Here is a 15992-nt window from a genome sequence, read left to right as displayed (position 1 = left end):
TGCTTGATGAAAGTATATCGGGTGGGCGGTGCGGTACGCGATGAGCTGCTGGGGTTACCTGTCAAGGATCAGGATTATGTGGTGGTAGGCACTACTCCGGAGGAAATGGTGCGGCTGGGATACCGTCCGGTGGGCAAGGATTTTCCAGTGTTTCTACATCCGGAAACGCACGAACAGTATGCGCTGGCGCGGACTGAACGGAAAATTGCCCGAGGGTACCGGGGATTTGCAGTTTATGCCTCTCCAGAAGTAACACTGCAGGAGGATCTGGCCCGGCGTGATCTGACAATCAATGCTATCGCCAGGAATGAGGCGGGTACCATGATTGATCCATTTGGCGGAATTGCCGATTTGCAGGCTGGTATTCTGCGCCATATTGGTCCGGCATTTGTTGAAGATCCTGTGAGAGTACTACGGGTCGCACGGTTTGCGGCTCGTTTCGGTTTTCAGGTCGCTCCGGAAACGATGGCCTTGATGAAGGAAATTGTTCACAGCGGAGAAACCGATGCCCTGGTGCCGGAGCGGGTCTGGCAGGAAATAGCGCATGGACTGATGGAACAGCATCCCTCGCGTATGTTTCATGTGTTGCGGGAGTGTGGTGCACTCGCTCGTATCTTGCCCGAAGTAGATGTTTTGTTCGGTGTCCCACAACCTGCGCATGCGCATCCTGAAATCGATACCGGTATTCATGTCATGATGGTCATCGATTATGCAGCATCACAACAATATCCTCTTGAGGTGCGTTTTGCCGGGTTGATGCATGATCTGGGGAAAGGCACGACCCCTCCTGATCAATGGCCGCGTCATATTGGCCATGAAGCGCGCAGCGTGGAACTGGTTATGAACCTGTGTGAGCGTATCCGGGTGCCAAAGGATATCAGAGACCTGGCGCTGCTGGTGGCACGTTTTCATGGCGATGTTCACCGGGCACTGGAGCTGCGCCCAGCTACGATTGCCAACCTGCTGCAGGCGATCGATGCTTATCGCAAGAAAGCCCGTTTCAAGACTTTTCTGCAGGCTTGTGCCAGTGATTTCCATGGGCGCCCGGGTTTTGCAGACAAACCTTATCCCCAGAAGGCGCATTTGAGCAGCGCACTACAGGCTGCAGCTGGTGTGGATGCAGGTGCCATTGCTCTGCAGCTCAATCAGTCCCATGCCGGAGAGGCGGATCTGCCTATGCGGATCAATCGTCAGGTCTACGCTGCGCGGGTCGAGCGAATCAGCGCCCTGCTTTCAAATCCGTAACATCGGGCAAATCGTTGTCAATCTGTGCAGATCGGGCAGCGGTATCCGACAGCAGTTTTGCGGTGCCATTGGAAACGATGAATACGCGGCTTGCTGCGTTGATGACTGCTGGCTGGTGGGAGACCGCGATGATCGTGAATTCCTTAGCCAGGTTCTGCAGTGTAGTGCAGATAATGCGCTCGCTTTCCGGATCCAATGCGCTGGTAGGTTCATCCAGCAATAACAGTTTAGGTCGGTGTGCCAGCGCCCGGGCAATGGCGATGCGCTGTCGTTGTCCGCCGGACAACATCCCCCCCCGTTCTCCGACAACGGTGTGCATACCATCGGGGAGTGCGCTGACGAAATTCCACGCGCCGGCCTGTCTGAGCGCATGCTCCGCATCCTCGATACTGATGGTGGAATCGCCGATGAGGATATTGCTCAGGATGGTGTCATGCAGCAGTACTGTATCCTGGGAAACATAGCCAATCATGTGCCGCCAGCGGCGCAGATCAATATTGTGCAGAGGTACGCCATCAATCAGGATTTCACCGGATTCCGGCTCGGCCAGCCCGCAGAGCAAATCGAGTAATGTACTTTTACCTGCGCCTGAAGAGCCAATGAGGGCAGTGAACGATTGCACCGGAATATCGATATTCAAATCACTGAAAATGGTTTTTCGCTCATAGCTGAAGACAACATGTCGCAGGCTCAGACCCTGTTCCAGGGTCGGTATCAATGTGCCGGTTGATCTCTCGGCTTCCATGCGCGCTTCCTCGGCTGCATTACGCAAGGCCCAGTAAGCACTTTCCTGTGCCACCAGTTGCTGATAGCGGCGCTGCGTTTTGTTGAGCAACCCCAGAATCCGGGTCAACAAAAACACCATGACCATGACTTCCGGCAGCGACAGTTTCCAGATTACCAGCGCCAGATAGAGGCCGCTGGCGGTCAGGGCAGCCAGAATCGGTTCCTGCAGAGCCTGCAGGGCAGCCCGGTTGCTGACTTCCTTGCGGGTGGCTTTTTCCAATAACCGGGTTTGCTCGCGCAGTATGGCATCCGCGACGTTATCGCGCGCCATGGCTTTCAGGGATTTAACCGAGCCGAGCACATCGGAGAGATAGGTCAGCAAATGACGCAACAAATGGGTCTGCTTGTTACCGGCGCGTTTGGTTGCTCTGACCAGCCGGTGCAGTACACCGAACAGGATAGCCCCGATAACCAGCGAGGCCAGCGTGGCTTCCCAGGAAATAAACAGCGCTACAATGCTGTACACCAGTGCCTCAATAGCCAGCGCCAGCACATTGACGCTGTGCTCAAAACCGTTGGCAGCACGGTAGGCTTCGGTGGCGATTGAATTGGCCAGCGCACCAGAGGGCTGACGCAGATAGTATTGCCAGCGGCTGGCAAGCAGCGCCTTGATCAGATCCAGCCGCAGCGCCGTGGCAACATGCGCGACTGTATGGCCCACCTGCTGGTTGGTCAACAGCAGAATGGCACCCTTGAGAAACATGCCGCCGACGATAAACAGCAAAATGGTTTCCAGCGTAGGTTCCAGCCCGATTTGATGCAGCATATTGACAACCAGTCGATCCATTTTAGAGTCAACTGATTCGCCTACCGCAATAGACAACAGGGGAAGCAATGCAGTCAGACTGAGTGCTTCGGCAACGCCGGCCAGCAGCAGCGCAATCAGCACGAACGCGCTGCGCCTGGGAAAAACCATGATATAGGTGATCAGTGTGCGCATGATAGAACGAATGGGTGTTTACAAATCAATCGTACCTTCAAATACAGCGATAGCCGGTCCGGTCATCCAGACCGGTTGATCTTTTCCCTCCCAGCGAATCTGGAGGTTGCCACCGCGCATGGTGACCTGTACTTCGGAATCCAGCAACCCACGTGCGATGCCACTGACGGCTGCCGCGCAGGCACCGGTGCCGCATGCCAGTGTTTCGCCGGCACCACGCTCGAACACGCGCAGTCGGATATGGGTGCGATCGATGATCTGCATATAGCCGGCGTTGACCCTGTCAGGGAACAGCGGATGGGATTCAATGGCCGGGCCTTCGGTTGTGACCGGCGCCTGATCGATATCTGGCACAATTTGTACGGCATGCGGGTTGCCCAGGGAGACAACAGAGATTTCAATGGTTTTATCACCGATCCGCAACGGGTAAACAGGCGCACGCTGTACTGCTTTAAAAGGAATTTCAGCTGGTTCAAAACGGGGAACGCCCATATTGACGGTGACTTCGCTGTTATCCTCAATGGTTGGCGTGATGATGCCGCATGCAGTTTCAACACGAATGGTGTTTTTACGGGTCAGAGCATGATCGCGCACGAAGCGGGCGAAGCAGCGGGCGCCATTACCGCATTGTTCCACTTCTCCGCCATCGGCATTGAAGATACGATAACGAAAATCTCCCCCTTTCCCGGGCTGTTCCACCACCAGCAATTGATCAAATCCGATACCGAAATGACGATCCGCCAATCGGCGGATCGTGGCAGGATCAAGGGAAACAGCCTGGTTAATTGCGTCGATCACGATGAAATCATTCCCCAATCCATGCATCTTCGTAAACTTCAATTTCATCTGTAGAATCTTTCAGGTTGGTCAGGATGTGCGCGCATATCCTGGAATTAGAGACTTCTTAATGTCATATTTTCCCGCTTGACCGGGATGGAACGCAACTCTACTATATTGAGCCGGGAATATGTCAGAACCTGGCTGTGGTAATGAGGGACATTTCTACTCACGGTCGTTGTCAATGCGAGATGAGAATGATTGTGAAGGAACATGATACTGTTCATCGTACTGTATGATGCAACTTTCGGTTTTATAACGACAATCCTGTGCAATTTTCCGATATTCCCGGTTTCTGATCATGTTCCTTTTACCCATCTGCCTTCTTCCTGGAAGATTTCCGGAAAAATCTAAATTCAAGGATCACCTGAATATGAAGTATGCGTCAAACATCCGGTCGTGTATGGTTTGTGAACGCGGGTTCACCTTGCTTGAATTATTGGTCGTCATGGTCATCATTGGTTTGCTGGCGGCTTATGTCGGACCCAAGTATTTCTCTCAGGTGGGAAAATCCGAAGTCAAAATGGCGCAGGCGCAGATTGATTCTTTAGAGAAGGCGCTACATCAGTATCGGCTGGATGTGGGTACTTATCCTACAACCGAGCAGGGATTGAATGCGCTACTCACTGCTCCTGCCAATGAGCCGAGGTGGCAGGGGCCTTATTTGAGTAAGCGTCTGCCGGCCGATCCGTGGGGCAGGCCCTATCAGTATAAATACCCGGGTGCGCAGAACGATTTCGATTTGTTCTCGTTCGGCAAGGATGGCCAGCCCGGAGGAAGTGGTGAGGATGCGGATATCACCAACTGGTAATAGTATTCGATATTGCTGATGCGTTATACGGTAAGAGCTTTGCTGGCCGGAAAAGGTACTGTGCTGCTCGAACTCGAAGCGGCCAGTGAGGCTGAGGTGCGTAACCGGATCAGTGCTCAGGGTGGGGTGGTATTGAATATCCGGCGGAATTTTTCAAGCCTGTTGCCCCGATCGCGCTCCTCTTTTCCGTTGTCCAATTTTTCCCAGGAACTGCTTGCCTTACTGACAGCCGGTCTGAGTCTGGTGGAAGGGATTGAAACCCTGGTCGAAAAAGAAGAGGACAGTACGGTACGTGAATTACTGCAGCAGATACTGGCGCGCCTGCGTGAAGGAGTAACATTTTCGCGTGCACTGGAATTCTATCCACAGGTATTTCCGCCTCTGTATGTCGCCACCATTCGTGCCAGCGAACAGACGGGCGATCTGGGCGAGGCGCTGTCGCGTTATCTCATCTATCAGTCACAAATGGATCTGGTACGTAAAAAGCTGGTGGGCGCATCCATCTATCCGGCTCTGCTACTGGTGTTAGGGGGCTTGGTAGCCCTCTTTCTACTGGTGTTTGTTGTTCCCAAATTCAGTGCCATTTATGAAGATATGGATACGGATCTGCCCTGGATGTCCATGCTGCTGATCGAATGGGGGCATCTGGTACAAAAAAGTGGCTGGGTGCTGGCAGGGACGGCAGCGCTTTTTCTGGCAGCGGTGTTTTATACACTTTCACAGCAGCGGGTTCGTGCGCACCTTTTGCAGGCAGTCTGGCGTATTCCGGCAATCGGTGAGCGGATGCGGGTCTATCAGCTTGCCCGTTTCTATAAAACGCTGGGGATGCTGCTGCGCGGCGGGATTCCTGTAACACAAGCACTGGAAATGGTCAGTGATCTGTTGCAGCCGCATTTTCGTCCGCGGGTGAAAACAGCGGCTGCACTCATCCGTGAAGGCAAGGCAATTTCCAGCGCAATGCAGAGTGCGGGGCTGACCACTGCAGTGGGCAGCCGCATGCTGCGCGTAGGAGAGCGTACCGGCATGATGGGCGACATGATGGAGCGCATCGGTAATTTTCACGATGAGGAGATCGGTCGTTGGGTCGAGTGGATGACCAAACTGATCGAGCCATTATTGATGGCGGTGATCGGAACCGTCATCGGCGGCATTATCATTCTTATGTACCTGCCGATTTTTGAGCTGGCGGGGAGCATCAACTGATGCAGATCAACGTTGTCTCGCCCGATAAACCGGTGATCGATGCGGCGATGCTCAGTCAGGCGTGTGAACAGGCCATCGCTCGCAGCACTTCACTGATCAGAGTACTGGAAGAAACGTATCAGGGCACGCCGGATGAACTGGTAGCTGTACTGGGGGAAGTGCTGCGCATGCCGGTACTGGTCATGGATGACTTGCATGCACTGTATCCGGCCTTTGACAGATTGCCTTTTGCACTGGCTGCCAAACGTGAATGTATGTTGCTGCAGAAGGAGGATCAGTCGTATCTGCTGGCGGTAGGGGATCCTTTCCGGCCGGGTCTGCGTGACTGGGTGGAGGAATACGTGCCGGTGGGTGCATTGTGGCATCTGGTGCATCCGGCTGATCTGGCCGCCTTTTTCGTGCAGCAGGAACAGACCATGCGTGCGATGGACAATGTGCTGTCTGCTGCTCAGGAGAATCTGACCCAGAGCGGTATCGAGGAGTTATCACTTAAAACGATTCACGAAGGTACCAGTCAGGTGGTGCGCCTGGTGCACTCCACTCTGTACGATGCGCATAAATCACAGGCAAGCGACATTCATCTGGAGACCACGCCGGGTGCATTGTCCATCAAATACCGGATCGATGGTGTATTGACCAGCGTGGGTATTATGCAGGGGGTAAATCTGGCTGAGCAGGTGATTTCCCGGATCAAGGTCATGTCGGATCTGGATATTGCCGAGCGCCGCATTCCGCAGGATGGTCGTTTCAAGGTGTCCATTCAGGGCAGGGAAATCGATTTCCGGGTATCGGTCATGCCCAGTATTTTTGGTGAAGATGCCGTGTTGCGGATATTGGATCGTCAGGCACTGACTGACCATGTTGAAGGACTGACGCTGAACCAGCTGGGATTCAACGCAGCTGCCATTGCTAGTATACGTCGCCTCAGTTCCGAACCGTACGGCATGCTGCTGGTGACCGGGCCGACCGGCAGCGGCAAGACGACTTCGCTGTATGCCGCTATTTCAGAAGTCAATCACGGCAATGACAAAATCATTACGATTGAGGATCCAATCGAATATCAGTTGTCTGGTGTGTTGCAGATACCGGTCAACGAGAAAAAGGGGCTGACTTTTGCCCGCGGATTGCGTTCGATTCTGCGGCACGATCCTGACAAGATCATGGTGGGTGAAATCCGGGATGCCGAAACGGCACAGATTGCCATTCAGGCAGCGCTGACAGGGCATTTGGTGTTTACTACAGTGCATGCAAACAACGTGTTTGACGTGATTGGCCGGTTTGCCCACATGGGGGTTGACCCTTACAGCTTTGTTTCGGCATTGAACGGCATCGTGGCGCAGCGACTGGTACGCTTGTTATGTCCGAACTGCAAGGTTGCAGAACGACCGGATCAGCAGATGATCGCGGATTCGGGGATTCTCCCGGAACAGACAGGGCAGTTTGATTTTCACTCAGCCAAAGGGTGTGGTCATTGCCGGGGCAGTGGCTATCGCGGACGCGGCGCTATTGCCGAAATCCTGCTGTTGAATGATGAAATCCGTGAGTTGATTATTGCGCAGGCGCCGATTCGTCGCATCAAGGAGGCAGCCCGGCTCAATGGCACTCGTTTTTTGCGTGAGGCCGTGCTGGATAGGGTTAAAACCGGACAGACCAGCTTACAGGAGGCCAATCGTGTCACTGTTGTGGCGTAATCAGATGCAGGTTTTTCTGGCGCCGGATCGGGTCAATCTGACGGGGACTGCACGCGGCATCAGGCCTGTGCAGCAGTTCAGCCAATCAGGTGTATGTGTTCGGGAAAATGATTCAAGGCAGTGGAAAGCGTCTCTGCAGTTGCTGGAGCAGATGCTCAAACAGGTAGATGACAGTTTCAGACGGAGTGGCGAGTTGTATATCACACTATCGAATCACTTCGTTCGTTATGGTGTTATTGCACCGCAACCTTCCCTGGCGAACCCGGATGAACTGATAGCTTATGCGGGTTTTCAGATGCGCGAAATTTATGGTGAACGTATCGATGAGTGGGAGCTTAGCCTGAGTACCTGGGATCCTTATAGCGGGGCGCTGTGCGCAGCCATTGCGCGTGATTTGCAATCGGAACTGGAATCACTTGCAAATCGTTGTGGAACCCGGCTGGCGGGTATCGAACCTTATCTGGCTGCGGCGCTGGATCACTGGGCAAAACAGCTGACCGCAAGGCTGATGTGGTTTGTGCTGGTGGAAACAGGACGATTCTGTCTGGTTGTATTGTCCGAGGGTGTCTGGCGTTGCGCACGCAACCAGAGAGTTGTGCAGAATCTGCAGGAAGAACTGCTGACAGCTCTGGAACAGGAGTCGATCATTCTCAGTCCGGATCAGTCGGTGGAGCGAGTGTATGTGTTTGCTCCGGAATCAACCAGACGGTTACCAATGCATGCTCTCCGTTGGCAGTTCGTACATCTGTCGGATGAGAAATATCTCGCGCCTTCGTATTTTCCCCGGCAACAGAAATAGTGGATAGCAGTCAGGATCATGCGTAGTCTGAAACTGAATTTTCCCTACCGCAGGCAGCAGATGCCACTGGTGGATTATCTGCTGTTGTTTCTGGGAGTGGTGGTGGCGCTTACAGTGATATATACGCTCAAGCAGACCATGTCAAAAATCACGTACTGGGAAGTACGCGAGGCACGCATCGTTCAGCAGCAGAAACATGACAGACAACCCCGAACGCCGATAGTGCGTATCAATAAAGCCACGCAGCAGGAATTCAAACGGGCGGATGATATTCTGCGTCAGCTCAATCTGCCCTGGGAAGCGTTGTTCGATGCGCTGGAACTGGCCGCCAGCGAGCAGATTGCACTGCTGTCACTGCAGCCCAGTGTGTCCGGTCAGACCATTCGTATTACGGGTGAAGCGCGAGATCTTGGCGCTCTGGTGGAGTATGTCCAGGCACTCGAACTGGGGCCGGTACTGAAAAATGTGCATTTGGCCAGTTATAAAACCCGGCAGGATCATCCACGCCATCCCATTGTTTTTTCAGTTGTTGCAACATGGCACGAATCGCTTTAGGAAACTGGCTGGTCAGAGCGCGCTGGCAGATTGCTTGTCTGGGGACTGTCGGCCGGGCAGGAGCGGGATTGCTCATGTTGGCGCTGGTGTTTTTTATAGCGGCGGTTATGCCCCGAAAACAGGCTCTGGAAGCATTAGAAAACAAAGTGGAAACCATGCAGCAGGTTCAGCCTGATGCTGCTGTCGGGCAGACCAGGCTGAATAATAACCAGGCGTTGCAGGTTTTTTATGATTTTCTGCCGCGCAATGATTCCTCTCCTTACTGGATCAGTGAACTTGACCGGATCGCCAAAGAGAGTGGCGTGGAGTTGAACAGCAGCGATTACCGGTTGATGATGGAAAAAGACTCAAAATTAACACGTTATGAAATTCAGCTACCGTTGCGCGGGACCTATCCCCACATTCGCGCATTCATTGCGGGTGCGTTGCAGTCTGTACCGTCACTGGCGCTGGCTGATGTCGTTATCCGGCGTGAATCCACACTGTCCAGCCGGCTGGATGCACGATTGACACTACATCTTTATCTGAATGATTACTGACTGTTTTGCTATTTACTGTTGGTTTCCGGGAAACTGCACATGACCAGGGACAGCTGGCGCAAACGGATTATCTGGGGTGCATTGGCGGCTACGGTACTGGCAGCCTTGTTGCTGGATGAGGAGGATGAGACGTATGAAGATGCTGTTGTGCAGCCGGTGCTGACGTCTGCCGGATTTGCCGGCAGCAGCCGGACAACTGGACAACCTCGTGAGGTACTGCCGATTGATCAGCTGGGCAAACGAAAATTCAGTACTGAAGCGGATGATATTTTTCCGGTCACGTCCTGGGAGCCGAAACTGACGATGCAGCGTCCGCAATCCTCTGCTTCCTCTGCTTTTCTGCCACGCCAGCCTGTGATGCAGCGTCCTCCTGCTCCCGAACTGCCACCGTTGCCATTTGAATATCTCGGTAAAGTCAGCGCGGATGGAAAAACCAGAATATTTCTGGCCTGGGGAGACGAAAACCATGTTGTTGCCGTCGGCGCCCGTATTAGCGGGCAGTACCGTGTTGACCGGATCCGGGAAGATGCAGTTGAGCTGACTTACCTTCCACTGGGAATCAGGCAAACACTGCTTATCAACTAGCGCTATTCATAAAGATTCATGAACAAAGAGAAAATTTTTTTCGTGTTGCTGCTGTTCACGTTGATCACCGGTTGTGCGACACAGATGACACGCAATCCCTCTTTTCTGGAAGGGAAGCAGCTGATTGCAGAAGGCCGGCTGGAAGAGGGATTGAGCAAGCTGGAACAGGCTGCCCGCGAAGAACCGGACAGCAGAGAAATTGGTGCGACGCTGGCCAGAGAACGTGACACTATCATTGGCCAGATTCTGTTCGAAGCGGATAACGCCCGGCTGGCTGGCAATCTAGACCAGGCCGAGCAGAATTACCAGCGTGTACTGAACATCCGAGCCAATAGTGAACGTGCCCGGGAAGGGTTGGATGCAGTTGATCTGGAGCGCCGCCATATCGTTCTGGTCAACCAGGCAAAAGAGGCACTTGCGTATGATGATGTGGATGAGGCGGAAAAAATCGTAAGAAGGGTACTGGCTGATAATCCGATGCAATCTGAAGCAAGACAGCTGATCAAGGCGCTCAGTGAACGGATTGCACGAGCCGAGATGTCCGAGCTCTCCCTGATTTCAGAATTCAACAGGCCGATTACCATGGAGTTTCGCGATGCTTCGCTGAAAACCATGTTTGAGCTGATTTCGCGTACCGCCGGTATCAATTTCGTATTTGATCATACTGTGCGGCAGGAAGCGACGACTTCGATCTTCGTCCGTGAAAATTCGATTGAAGACGTGCTGAAACTGTTGCTGCTGACGAATCAGCTTGCCTACAAGGTGCTCAACAGCAATACGCTGCTGATTTATCCGGATACACCGGCCAAACAAAAGGATTATCAGGAGCTGGTGGTGCGCAGCTTTCATATCGCCAACACGGATGTCAAACAAATGGTGGCGATGATCCGCGGACTGGTCAAGGCACGTGACATCTATGTCAACGAGAAACTGAATTTGTTTGTGATACGGGATACGCTGGAAATGATCCGGCTGGTGGAACGTCTGGTTGCCATTAATGATTTTCCCGATCCGGAAGTGATGCTGGATGTGGTGGTGTTGGAGGTGAAGCGAGACAGCACGCTTGATCTGGGGCCGGATATGCCGACTTCGCTGACATTCAGTGCCGTGCCCGGCGTGGGTGCACCTGCCCAGGTAGCGGCGGATTCCGTGGTTAAAATGAGCATGATCAAGAATGCAGGATTTGAAGGGTTGCGGAGTTTCACCATCAGCAATCAGGCCAGAATCGATTTCGGCAAAACCCTGACCAATGCGGATGTCCTGGCTAACCCCCGTATTCGTGTCAAAAGCCGAGAGAAGGCAAAAATCCATATCGGTAACAAGGAGCCAGTGTTTACGGTTACCAATACCGCTAATGTTGGATCGGCTGCTTCAGCAACTTATATCGACGTCGGGTTGAAATTTGAAGTCGAGCCGGTGGTCAGAACCAACAACGAGGTCACATTGAAGGCATTGCTGGAAGTCAGCAGCAATCTCGGTGAAAAAAGATCAGGGGGCGGAGAAAATGCAGCCACAGCCATTGTCATCGGCACACGTACGGCAGAAACAGTGCTGGAGCTGCGGGATGGAGAAACGCAGGTGCTGGCCGGACTGATTCAGGATGATCTGAGCAGGGTGAAATCGGGGATTGCCGGATTGACCGATATACCGGTATTGGGTGATATTTTCTCCAAGCAGGTTAGAAAACATAATAAAACTGAAATCATTTTGCTGATTACACCGCACATCATTCGCAATGTCATACAGCCCAACCACTTCGAAAGCGAATTTTATTCCGGTACAGCCAGTGCTGCCGGGAAACTGCCTGTCATGATCCGGAAAACAGCACCACACTCACTGGCGATGGAATCCTCGAACAGTGCACCAGTCAGAGGCTATACACCTTTTGACCGGACAGCACAGTCTGCCGGGTTATCCGGGGCGACACCCGATTTGTTTGAAGAAGCAATTGGACAGGCAAGAGAAGATTTTCCCTCACTGACGTTGCGTGCACCGGAAAGTGTGGCAACGGGGCGAGAATTTACTGCCACTGTCAGGCTGGTGACGCAGGATCCCGTTCTGTCCGGCGAATTGAACCTGATTTATGATCCGGAAGCGCTGGAGCTGATGGATGGTGGGGAGAAATCTGGAATGCGCATTCTGCAGTTTGGACGGGATCAACCTACCGGCATGACAGCAGTGCTGCGTTTCAAGGCAATCAGCGCAAATCCGGCTACAACCGAGATTGCATTACAGAATCTGCGGGTACACGATGAGATGGATCAGCCAATTGAAACAGAGGTGCCCCCGGCAGCAACTATCCAGATTCAATGAAGCATACTTTGAAGGTGGCCAGGCAAATATTCCCGGGGAACCGTCATTTTCAGACATGTCAGGGTTTTACGCTGATTGAACTGATGGTCGTGGTGGCGGTCATGGGAATTTTGGCTTCTGCAGCGATGCCGCTGGGTGAAATGGTTGTCAAGCGGGAAAAGGAGCAGGCACTGCGTACGGCACTGCGCCAGATCCGCACGGCGATCGATACCTACAAGCAGGCAGCCGATGAGGGGCGTATCGAAAAAAAGGCCGATGAAACCGGCTATCCCCGCGCACTGGAAGATCTTGCCACAGGGATGGATGATGTACGGGACCCGGACAAGAAAAAAATCTTCTTTATGCGCCGTTTGCCACGTGATCCGATGTTCCCGGATATTGAGGTAACCGCCGCCGAAACCTGGGGCAAGCGCAGTTACGCCAGCCCGCCCGACAATCCGGAAGACGGGGATGATGTGTATGATGTTTATTCCCTGTCGGAAAAGGTAGGATTGAACGGAATTCCTTACAACCAGTGGTAAAGCGTAGTGTTCAGATCATTTTTAAACCGGTTAAGGCAACCCGGTAGTGATCAGCGTGAACAGGGTTTCACGCTGATTGAACTGCTGGTGGTGATGGTTATCATCGCCATCTTACTTACCATTGTATCGCCCCGCTACTTCAATTCAGTTGATCGGGCGAAGGAAACTGTACTCAAGCAGAATCTTGGTATATTGCGGGATGCTATTGATAAATATTATGCTGATACCGGCAAATATCCTGTCGGTCTGCAGCAGCTGGTCGAGGATCGCTACATTCGTGCGATACCGGTTGATCCGGTAACCGAGGAAGATGTCTGGGTGGAAATTCCACCTCCCGATCCGGAAATGGAGGGGGTGTTTGATATACATACTACTTCCGACCGGCAGGCGCTGGATGGGACATTTTATGAAAAATGGTGATAAAACAATTCGCAAAAGCGCAGGGATATATTTATATCTGGATGTTGTTTGCTGTTATGCTGGCAGGCGTGATGCTGGCTGCATCCGGACTGGTCTGGCAAACAGAAGCCAAACGGGGAAAGGAGCAGGAATTGCTGTTTGTAGGGGATCAGTTCAAGCGGGCGATCGAATCCTATTACAATGTTTCCCAGACAACCGGAGGTGGTGCGGGAAACTACCCGGAATCGCTGGCGCAATTACTTAAGGATGAGCGTTTCCCGGTTGTCAAACGACATCTCAGAAAAATTTACCGTGATCCGATGACTAACAGCCGTGACTGGGGACTGATCAGGCAGGAAGACGGTGGCATCATTGGTATTTATAGTCTTTCGACGGGTGTGCCGATCAAGCGCGCCACCTTTCCGGCAGATTATGCTGCGTTTGAAAATGCCGAGAGTTACCAGGACTGGAAATTCACTCTGGCTGCCAGTGGTGCAGGAAAGAAGGGAACACAGCGGACGGATGGTCAGAAAAGTATGCCCGGGGGAAATGGCATGATGCTGGAATCCCAGGATGTTTCATCGGATCCGCTTACGCAGAATCAATCTTCCCCGGATGTAAGCCCTTTTCCGCCCCCGCAAGATTCTGCGGATCAATCGATTGATTAAGGAGTCTCTGGTTTTGCAGATGAACTGCGGCGTTGAGTTTGTTGTGAAGGGGCCACCGTGCACTGCTTCATTCGTCTCGCATTCCATCCGCAAAACACGGTGTGCGGTCATGTGGGATTTAATCAGAGGTTCATTAATGATGGTTTTTTGAATGAATAAGATTGAAAGCGGCTGAATATGCCGTAATTACAAGAACCAGGCTTGTTGTTTGCAGGTCTTGGATAGATAAATGGTTGCCGAAGGCTGAGATGAGATGAATGTTATTGTGACGATATTGTTGGCAGTGTTGTTGAACATGGTGGGATGCACCCAACTTCCCAGAGCAGGCAATAACATTGTGGAAGATTCCGTAGCCGGCAGTACAACACCCGCTACCGGACTGACTGCCGACCTGCTTTTTGATTTTCTGCAGGGAGAAATTGCTTTGCAGCGGAATCAGCCAGACGTTGCTGTGGAAAGTTTTATTCGAATGGCAAGGGAAACCCGTGACCCGGGGATCGCAGAGCATGCAACTGATATCGCGCTGCGGGCGCGCCGTTTCGATGATGCACGGGAAGCTATTGATTTATGGGCGGCGCTGGAACCTGATTCCATACAGGCGCATCAGGCGGCGGTAGCACTGTTTGTGGCAACCGGGGAGCTGGATAAAGTGCGCCCCCATATTGAACGATTGCTTGTGCTTGAACCGGAAACTGTTGATAAAGCGTTCATGCAGATCAACAAGCTTCTATCGCACAATCCAGACAAGAAAGGCGTGCTGAAGCTGGTGCAGCGGCTTGCAGCACCCTATCCTGATCTGCCGGAAGCGCATTTTGCGATCTCACAGGCGGCCTGGGCTGCTGACGAATTCAAAGCTGCATCAAGGGCGATGAATCAGGCGCTTCTGTTACGACCAGGATGGGAAATGGCGGCGGTGCATCAAGGGCAGATTCTGCAGAAAATCGATAAAAGCGCAGCTTTGTCTTTTTATAGTCAGTATCTCGACAGCTTTCCCAGGGCGAATGATATCCGGATTGCCTATATTCGCATGCTAATGGAAGAAAAGGAATTTGATCAGGGGCGTGAGCAGTTTCAACAACTGGAGCAGGCCAATCCATCCAATCCGGATATCGCACTGGCAATCGGCCTTTTGTCTGCCGAGCTGGACGATCTGGAGAATGCCGAGAAGTATTTCAAACGTGCCCTGCAACTGGGATTTGAAGATGCCAATACGATTCATTTCAATCTTGGGCGTCTCTATGAGATCGCGCAGCGTGATGCGGAGGCAATGGATGCCTACCGGAACGTGGCAGGTGGAGATCGTTATATTCCGGCTCATGTGCGCTATGCTGTTTTACTAGCAAAACGGGATGGCCTGGCAGCTGCCAGGCGCTATCTGAATACGGTTCAGATTTTGAATGAGCCGCAGCGGGTACAACTGCTCATCGCCGAGGCACAACTGCTGAGAAATAATAATGATTTCCGGGGAGCGTATGATTTGCTGGATACCTATCTCGAAAATCATCCGCAACAGGTCGAACTGCTGTATGACCGGGCATTGATGGCCGACAAGATCGGCAAACTGGATGTGCTGGAACGGGATTTGCGCAAATTGATCGAGTTAAGGCCGGATAACGCTCATGCCTATAATGCATTGGGCTACAGCCTGGCTGAGCGTGGCTTGCAGCTGCCGGAAGCATTGGCATTGATCCAGAAAGCCATTGCACTGTCTCCGGAAGATCCTTACATCCTGGACAGTCTGGGCTGGGTGTATTACCGCATGGGTGATCTGAAAAAAGGGATCAATTATCTGAAGCTTGCCTTCGATGAACGCTCCGATCCTGAAATTGCAGCACATTATGGCGAACTGCTCTGGATGAACGGTGCAAAGGAAGATGCCAAAAAAATATGGCAATCGGCACTGGAAGAGCATCCCGAAAACGAGTTACTGCTGGATACAATCAAGCGGTTAACCGGACGTTAAGAAAGCAGATAAAATAATCAGCATACAATGCTGATAACGAGTACAGTCGTAATTTTTCGGTAACCTGTTAATCAGAATTGCACTGCGTATTTGAGTGCGCTCGCCTCGTTTAAAACTTAGATTGTATTGATCAGAGG

General features: G+C 52.4%; 15 protein-coding genes. 13 read left to right on the top strand and 2 right to left on the bottom strand.

Annotation, left to right across the window (positions count from 1 at the left end; translation table 11 throughout):
• Positions 1-6: 6 nt before the first annotated feature.
• On the top strand, positions 7-1245 hold the full coding sequence (locus ABO04_RS02075; protein ID WP_160808972.1) for a multifunctional CCA addition/repair protein: 1239 nt from the start codon (positions 7-9) through the stop codon (positions 1243-1245).
• Here ABO04_RS02075 and ABO04_RS02070 read toward each other — a convergent pair.
• Both ABO04_RS02070 and dapF read right to left on the bottom strand, forming a co-directional pair.
• Positions 1220-2971 (bottom strand): ABC transporter ATP-binding protein, encoded by a 1752-nt coding sequence (locus ABO04_RS02070; protein ID WP_160808971.1) that lies wholly within the window; start codon positions 2969-2971, stop codon positions 1220-1222. The genes ABO04_RS02075 and ABO04_RS02070 overlap by 26 nt on opposite strands.
• A gap of 18 nt (positions 2972-2989) precedes the next feature.
• Positions 2990-3817: a diaminopimelate epimerase gene (gene dapF, locus ABO04_RS02065; protein WP_160808970.1), complete on the bottom strand. Its 828-nt coding sequence runs from the start codon at positions 3815-3817 to the stop codon at positions 2990-2992.
• 364 nt (positions 3818-4181) lie between these two features.
• Here dapF and gspG point away from each other — a divergent pair, with 364 nt between their 5' ends.
• From gspG to ABO04_RS02005, 12 genes are all read left to right on the top strand, one after another.
• Positions 4182-4619 (top strand): type II secretion system major pseudopilin GspG, encoded by a 438-nt coding sequence (gene gspG, locus ABO04_RS02060; RefSeq protein ID WP_160808969.1) that lies wholly within the window; start codon positions 4182-4184, stop codon positions 4617-4619.
• Between the two features lie 18 nt (positions 4620-4637).
• Positions 4638-5822, top strand: a complete 1185-nt coding sequence (locus ABO04_RS02055; RefSeq protein ID WP_160808968.1) for a type II secretion system F family protein — start codon at positions 4638-4640, stop codon at positions 5820-5822.
• Positions 5822-7513, top strand: a complete 1692-nt coding sequence (locus tag ABO04_RS02050; protein ID WP_160808967.1) for a GspE/PulE family protein — start codon at positions 5822-5824, stop codon at positions 7511-7513. Before ABO04_RS02055 ends, ABO04_RS02050 begins: the two co-directional genes overlap by 1 nt.
• Positions 7494-8312 carry a hypothetical protein gene (locus ABO04_RS02045; protein WP_160808966.1) on the top strand — a complete coding sequence of 273 codons (819 nt, stop codon included), beginning with the start codon at positions 7494-7496 and terminating at the stop codon, positions 8310-8312. The genes ABO04_RS02050 and ABO04_RS02045 overlap by 20 nt, the downstream gene beginning before the upstream one ends.
• Positions 8313-8330: 18 nt before the next feature.
• Positions 8331-8867, top strand: coding sequence for a PilN domain-containing protein (locus tag ABO04_RS02040; protein WP_164504214.1), 537 nt, complete (start codon positions 8331-8333; stop codon positions 8865-8867).
• Positions 8849-9406, top strand: a complete 558-nt coding sequence (locus ABO04_RS02035) for a hypothetical protein (protein ID WP_160808965.1) — start codon at positions 8849-8851, stop codon at positions 9404-9406. Before ABO04_RS02040 ends, ABO04_RS02035 begins: the two co-directional genes overlap by 19 nt.
• Positions 9407-9445: 39 nt before the next feature.
• Positions 9446-9991 carry a hypothetical protein gene (locus ABO04_RS02030; RefSeq protein WP_160808964.1) on the top strand — a complete coding sequence of 182 codons (546 nt, stop codon included), beginning with the start codon at positions 9446-9448 and terminating at the stop codon, positions 9989-9991.
• Between the two features lie 18 nt (positions 9992-10009).
• Positions 10010-12304 carry a FecR domain-containing protein gene (locus tag ABO04_RS02025; protein ID WP_160808963.1) on the top strand — a complete coding sequence of 765 codons (2295 nt, stop codon included), beginning with the start codon at positions 10010-10012 and terminating at the stop codon, positions 12302-12304.
• Positions 12301-12825: a type II secretion system protein gene (locus ABO04_RS02020; RefSeq protein WP_160808962.1), complete on the top strand. Its 525-nt coding sequence runs from the start codon at positions 12301-12303 to the stop codon at positions 12823-12825. Before ABO04_RS02025 ends, ABO04_RS02020 begins: the two co-directional genes overlap by 4 nt.
• 6 nt (positions 12826-12831) lie before the next feature.
• Positions 12832-13245, top strand: coding sequence for a type II secretion system protein (locus ABO04_RS02015; RefSeq protein ID WP_160808961.1), 414 nt, complete (start codon positions 12832-12834; stop codon positions 13243-13245).
• Positions 13239-13892 carry a type II secretion system protein gene (locus ABO04_RS02010; protein WP_160808960.1) on the top strand — a complete coding sequence of 218 codons (654 nt, stop codon included), beginning with the start codon at positions 13239-13241 and terminating at the stop codon, positions 13890-13892. The genes ABO04_RS02015 and ABO04_RS02010 overlap by 7 nt, the downstream gene beginning before the upstream one ends.
• A gap of 253 nt (positions 13893-14145) precedes the next feature.
• Positions 14146-15855: a tetratricopeptide repeat protein gene (locus tag ABO04_RS02005; protein ID WP_160808959.1), complete on the top strand. Its 1710-nt coding sequence runs from the start codon at positions 14146-14148 to the stop codon at positions 15853-15855.
• Positions 15856-15992 lie beyond the last annotated feature (137 nt).

This window comes from Nitrosomonas sp. HPC101 (assembly GCF_009833125.1).
In the GTDB taxonomy this organism is placed as follows: domain Bacteria; phylum Pseudomonadota; class Gammaproteobacteria; order Burkholderiales; family Nitrosomonadaceae; genus Nitrosomonas.
This window is presented reverse-complemented; position numbering and strand designations above follow the sequence as displayed.

Bases quoted from the DNA above. Each gene is read 5' to 3' on its own strand.
- ABO04_RS02075 (WP_160808972.1), top strand. From the start codon at position 7: ATGAAAGTATATCGGGTGGGCGGTGCGGTACGCGATGAGCTGCTGGGG.
- ABO04_RS02070 (WP_160808971.1), bottom strand. From the start codon at position 2,971: ATGCGCACACTGATCACCTATATCATGGTTTTTCCCAGGCGCAGCGCG.
- dapF (WP_160808970.1), bottom strand. From the start codon at position 3,817: ATGAAATTGAAGTTTACGAAGATGCATGGATTGGGGAATGATTTCATC.
- gspG (WP_160808969.1), top strand. From the start codon at position 4,182: ATGAAGTATGCGTCAAACATCCGGTCGTGTATGGTTTGTGAACGCGGG.
- ABO04_RS02055 (WP_160808968.1), top strand. From the start codon at position 4,638: ATGCGTTATACGGTAAGAGCTTTGCTGGCCGGAAAAGGTACTGTGCTG.
- ABO04_RS02050 (WP_160808967.1), top strand. From the start codon at position 5,822: ATGCAGATCAACGTTGTCTCGCCCGATAAACCGGTGATCGATGCGGCG.
- ABO04_RS02040 (WP_164504214.1), top strand. From the start codon at position 8,331: ATGCGTAGTCTGAAACTGAATTTTCCCTACCGCAGGCAGCAGATGCCA.
- ABO04_RS02035 (WP_160808965.1), top strand. From the start codon at position 8,849: ATGGCACGAATCGCTTTAGGAAACTGGCTGGTCAGAGCGCGCTGGCAG.
- ABO04_RS02030 (WP_160808964.1), top strand. From the start codon at position 9,446: ATGACCAGGGACAGCTGGCGCAAACGGATTATCTGGGGTGCATTGGCG.
- ABO04_RS02025 (WP_160808963.1), top strand. From the start codon at position 10,010: ATGAACAAAGAGAAAATTTTTTTCGTGTTGCTGCTGTTCACGTTGATC.
- ABO04_RS02020 (WP_160808962.1), top strand. From the start codon at position 12,301: ATGAAGCATACTTTGAAGGTGGCCAGGCAAATATTCCCGGGGAACCGT.
- ABO04_RS02010 (WP_160808960.1), top strand. From the start codon at position 13,239: ATGGTGATAAAACAATTCGCAAAAGCGCAGGGATATATTTATATCTGG.
- ABO04_RS02005 (WP_160808959.1), top strand. From the start codon at position 14,146: ATGAATGTTATTGTGACGATATTGTTGGCAGTGTTGTTGAACATGGTG.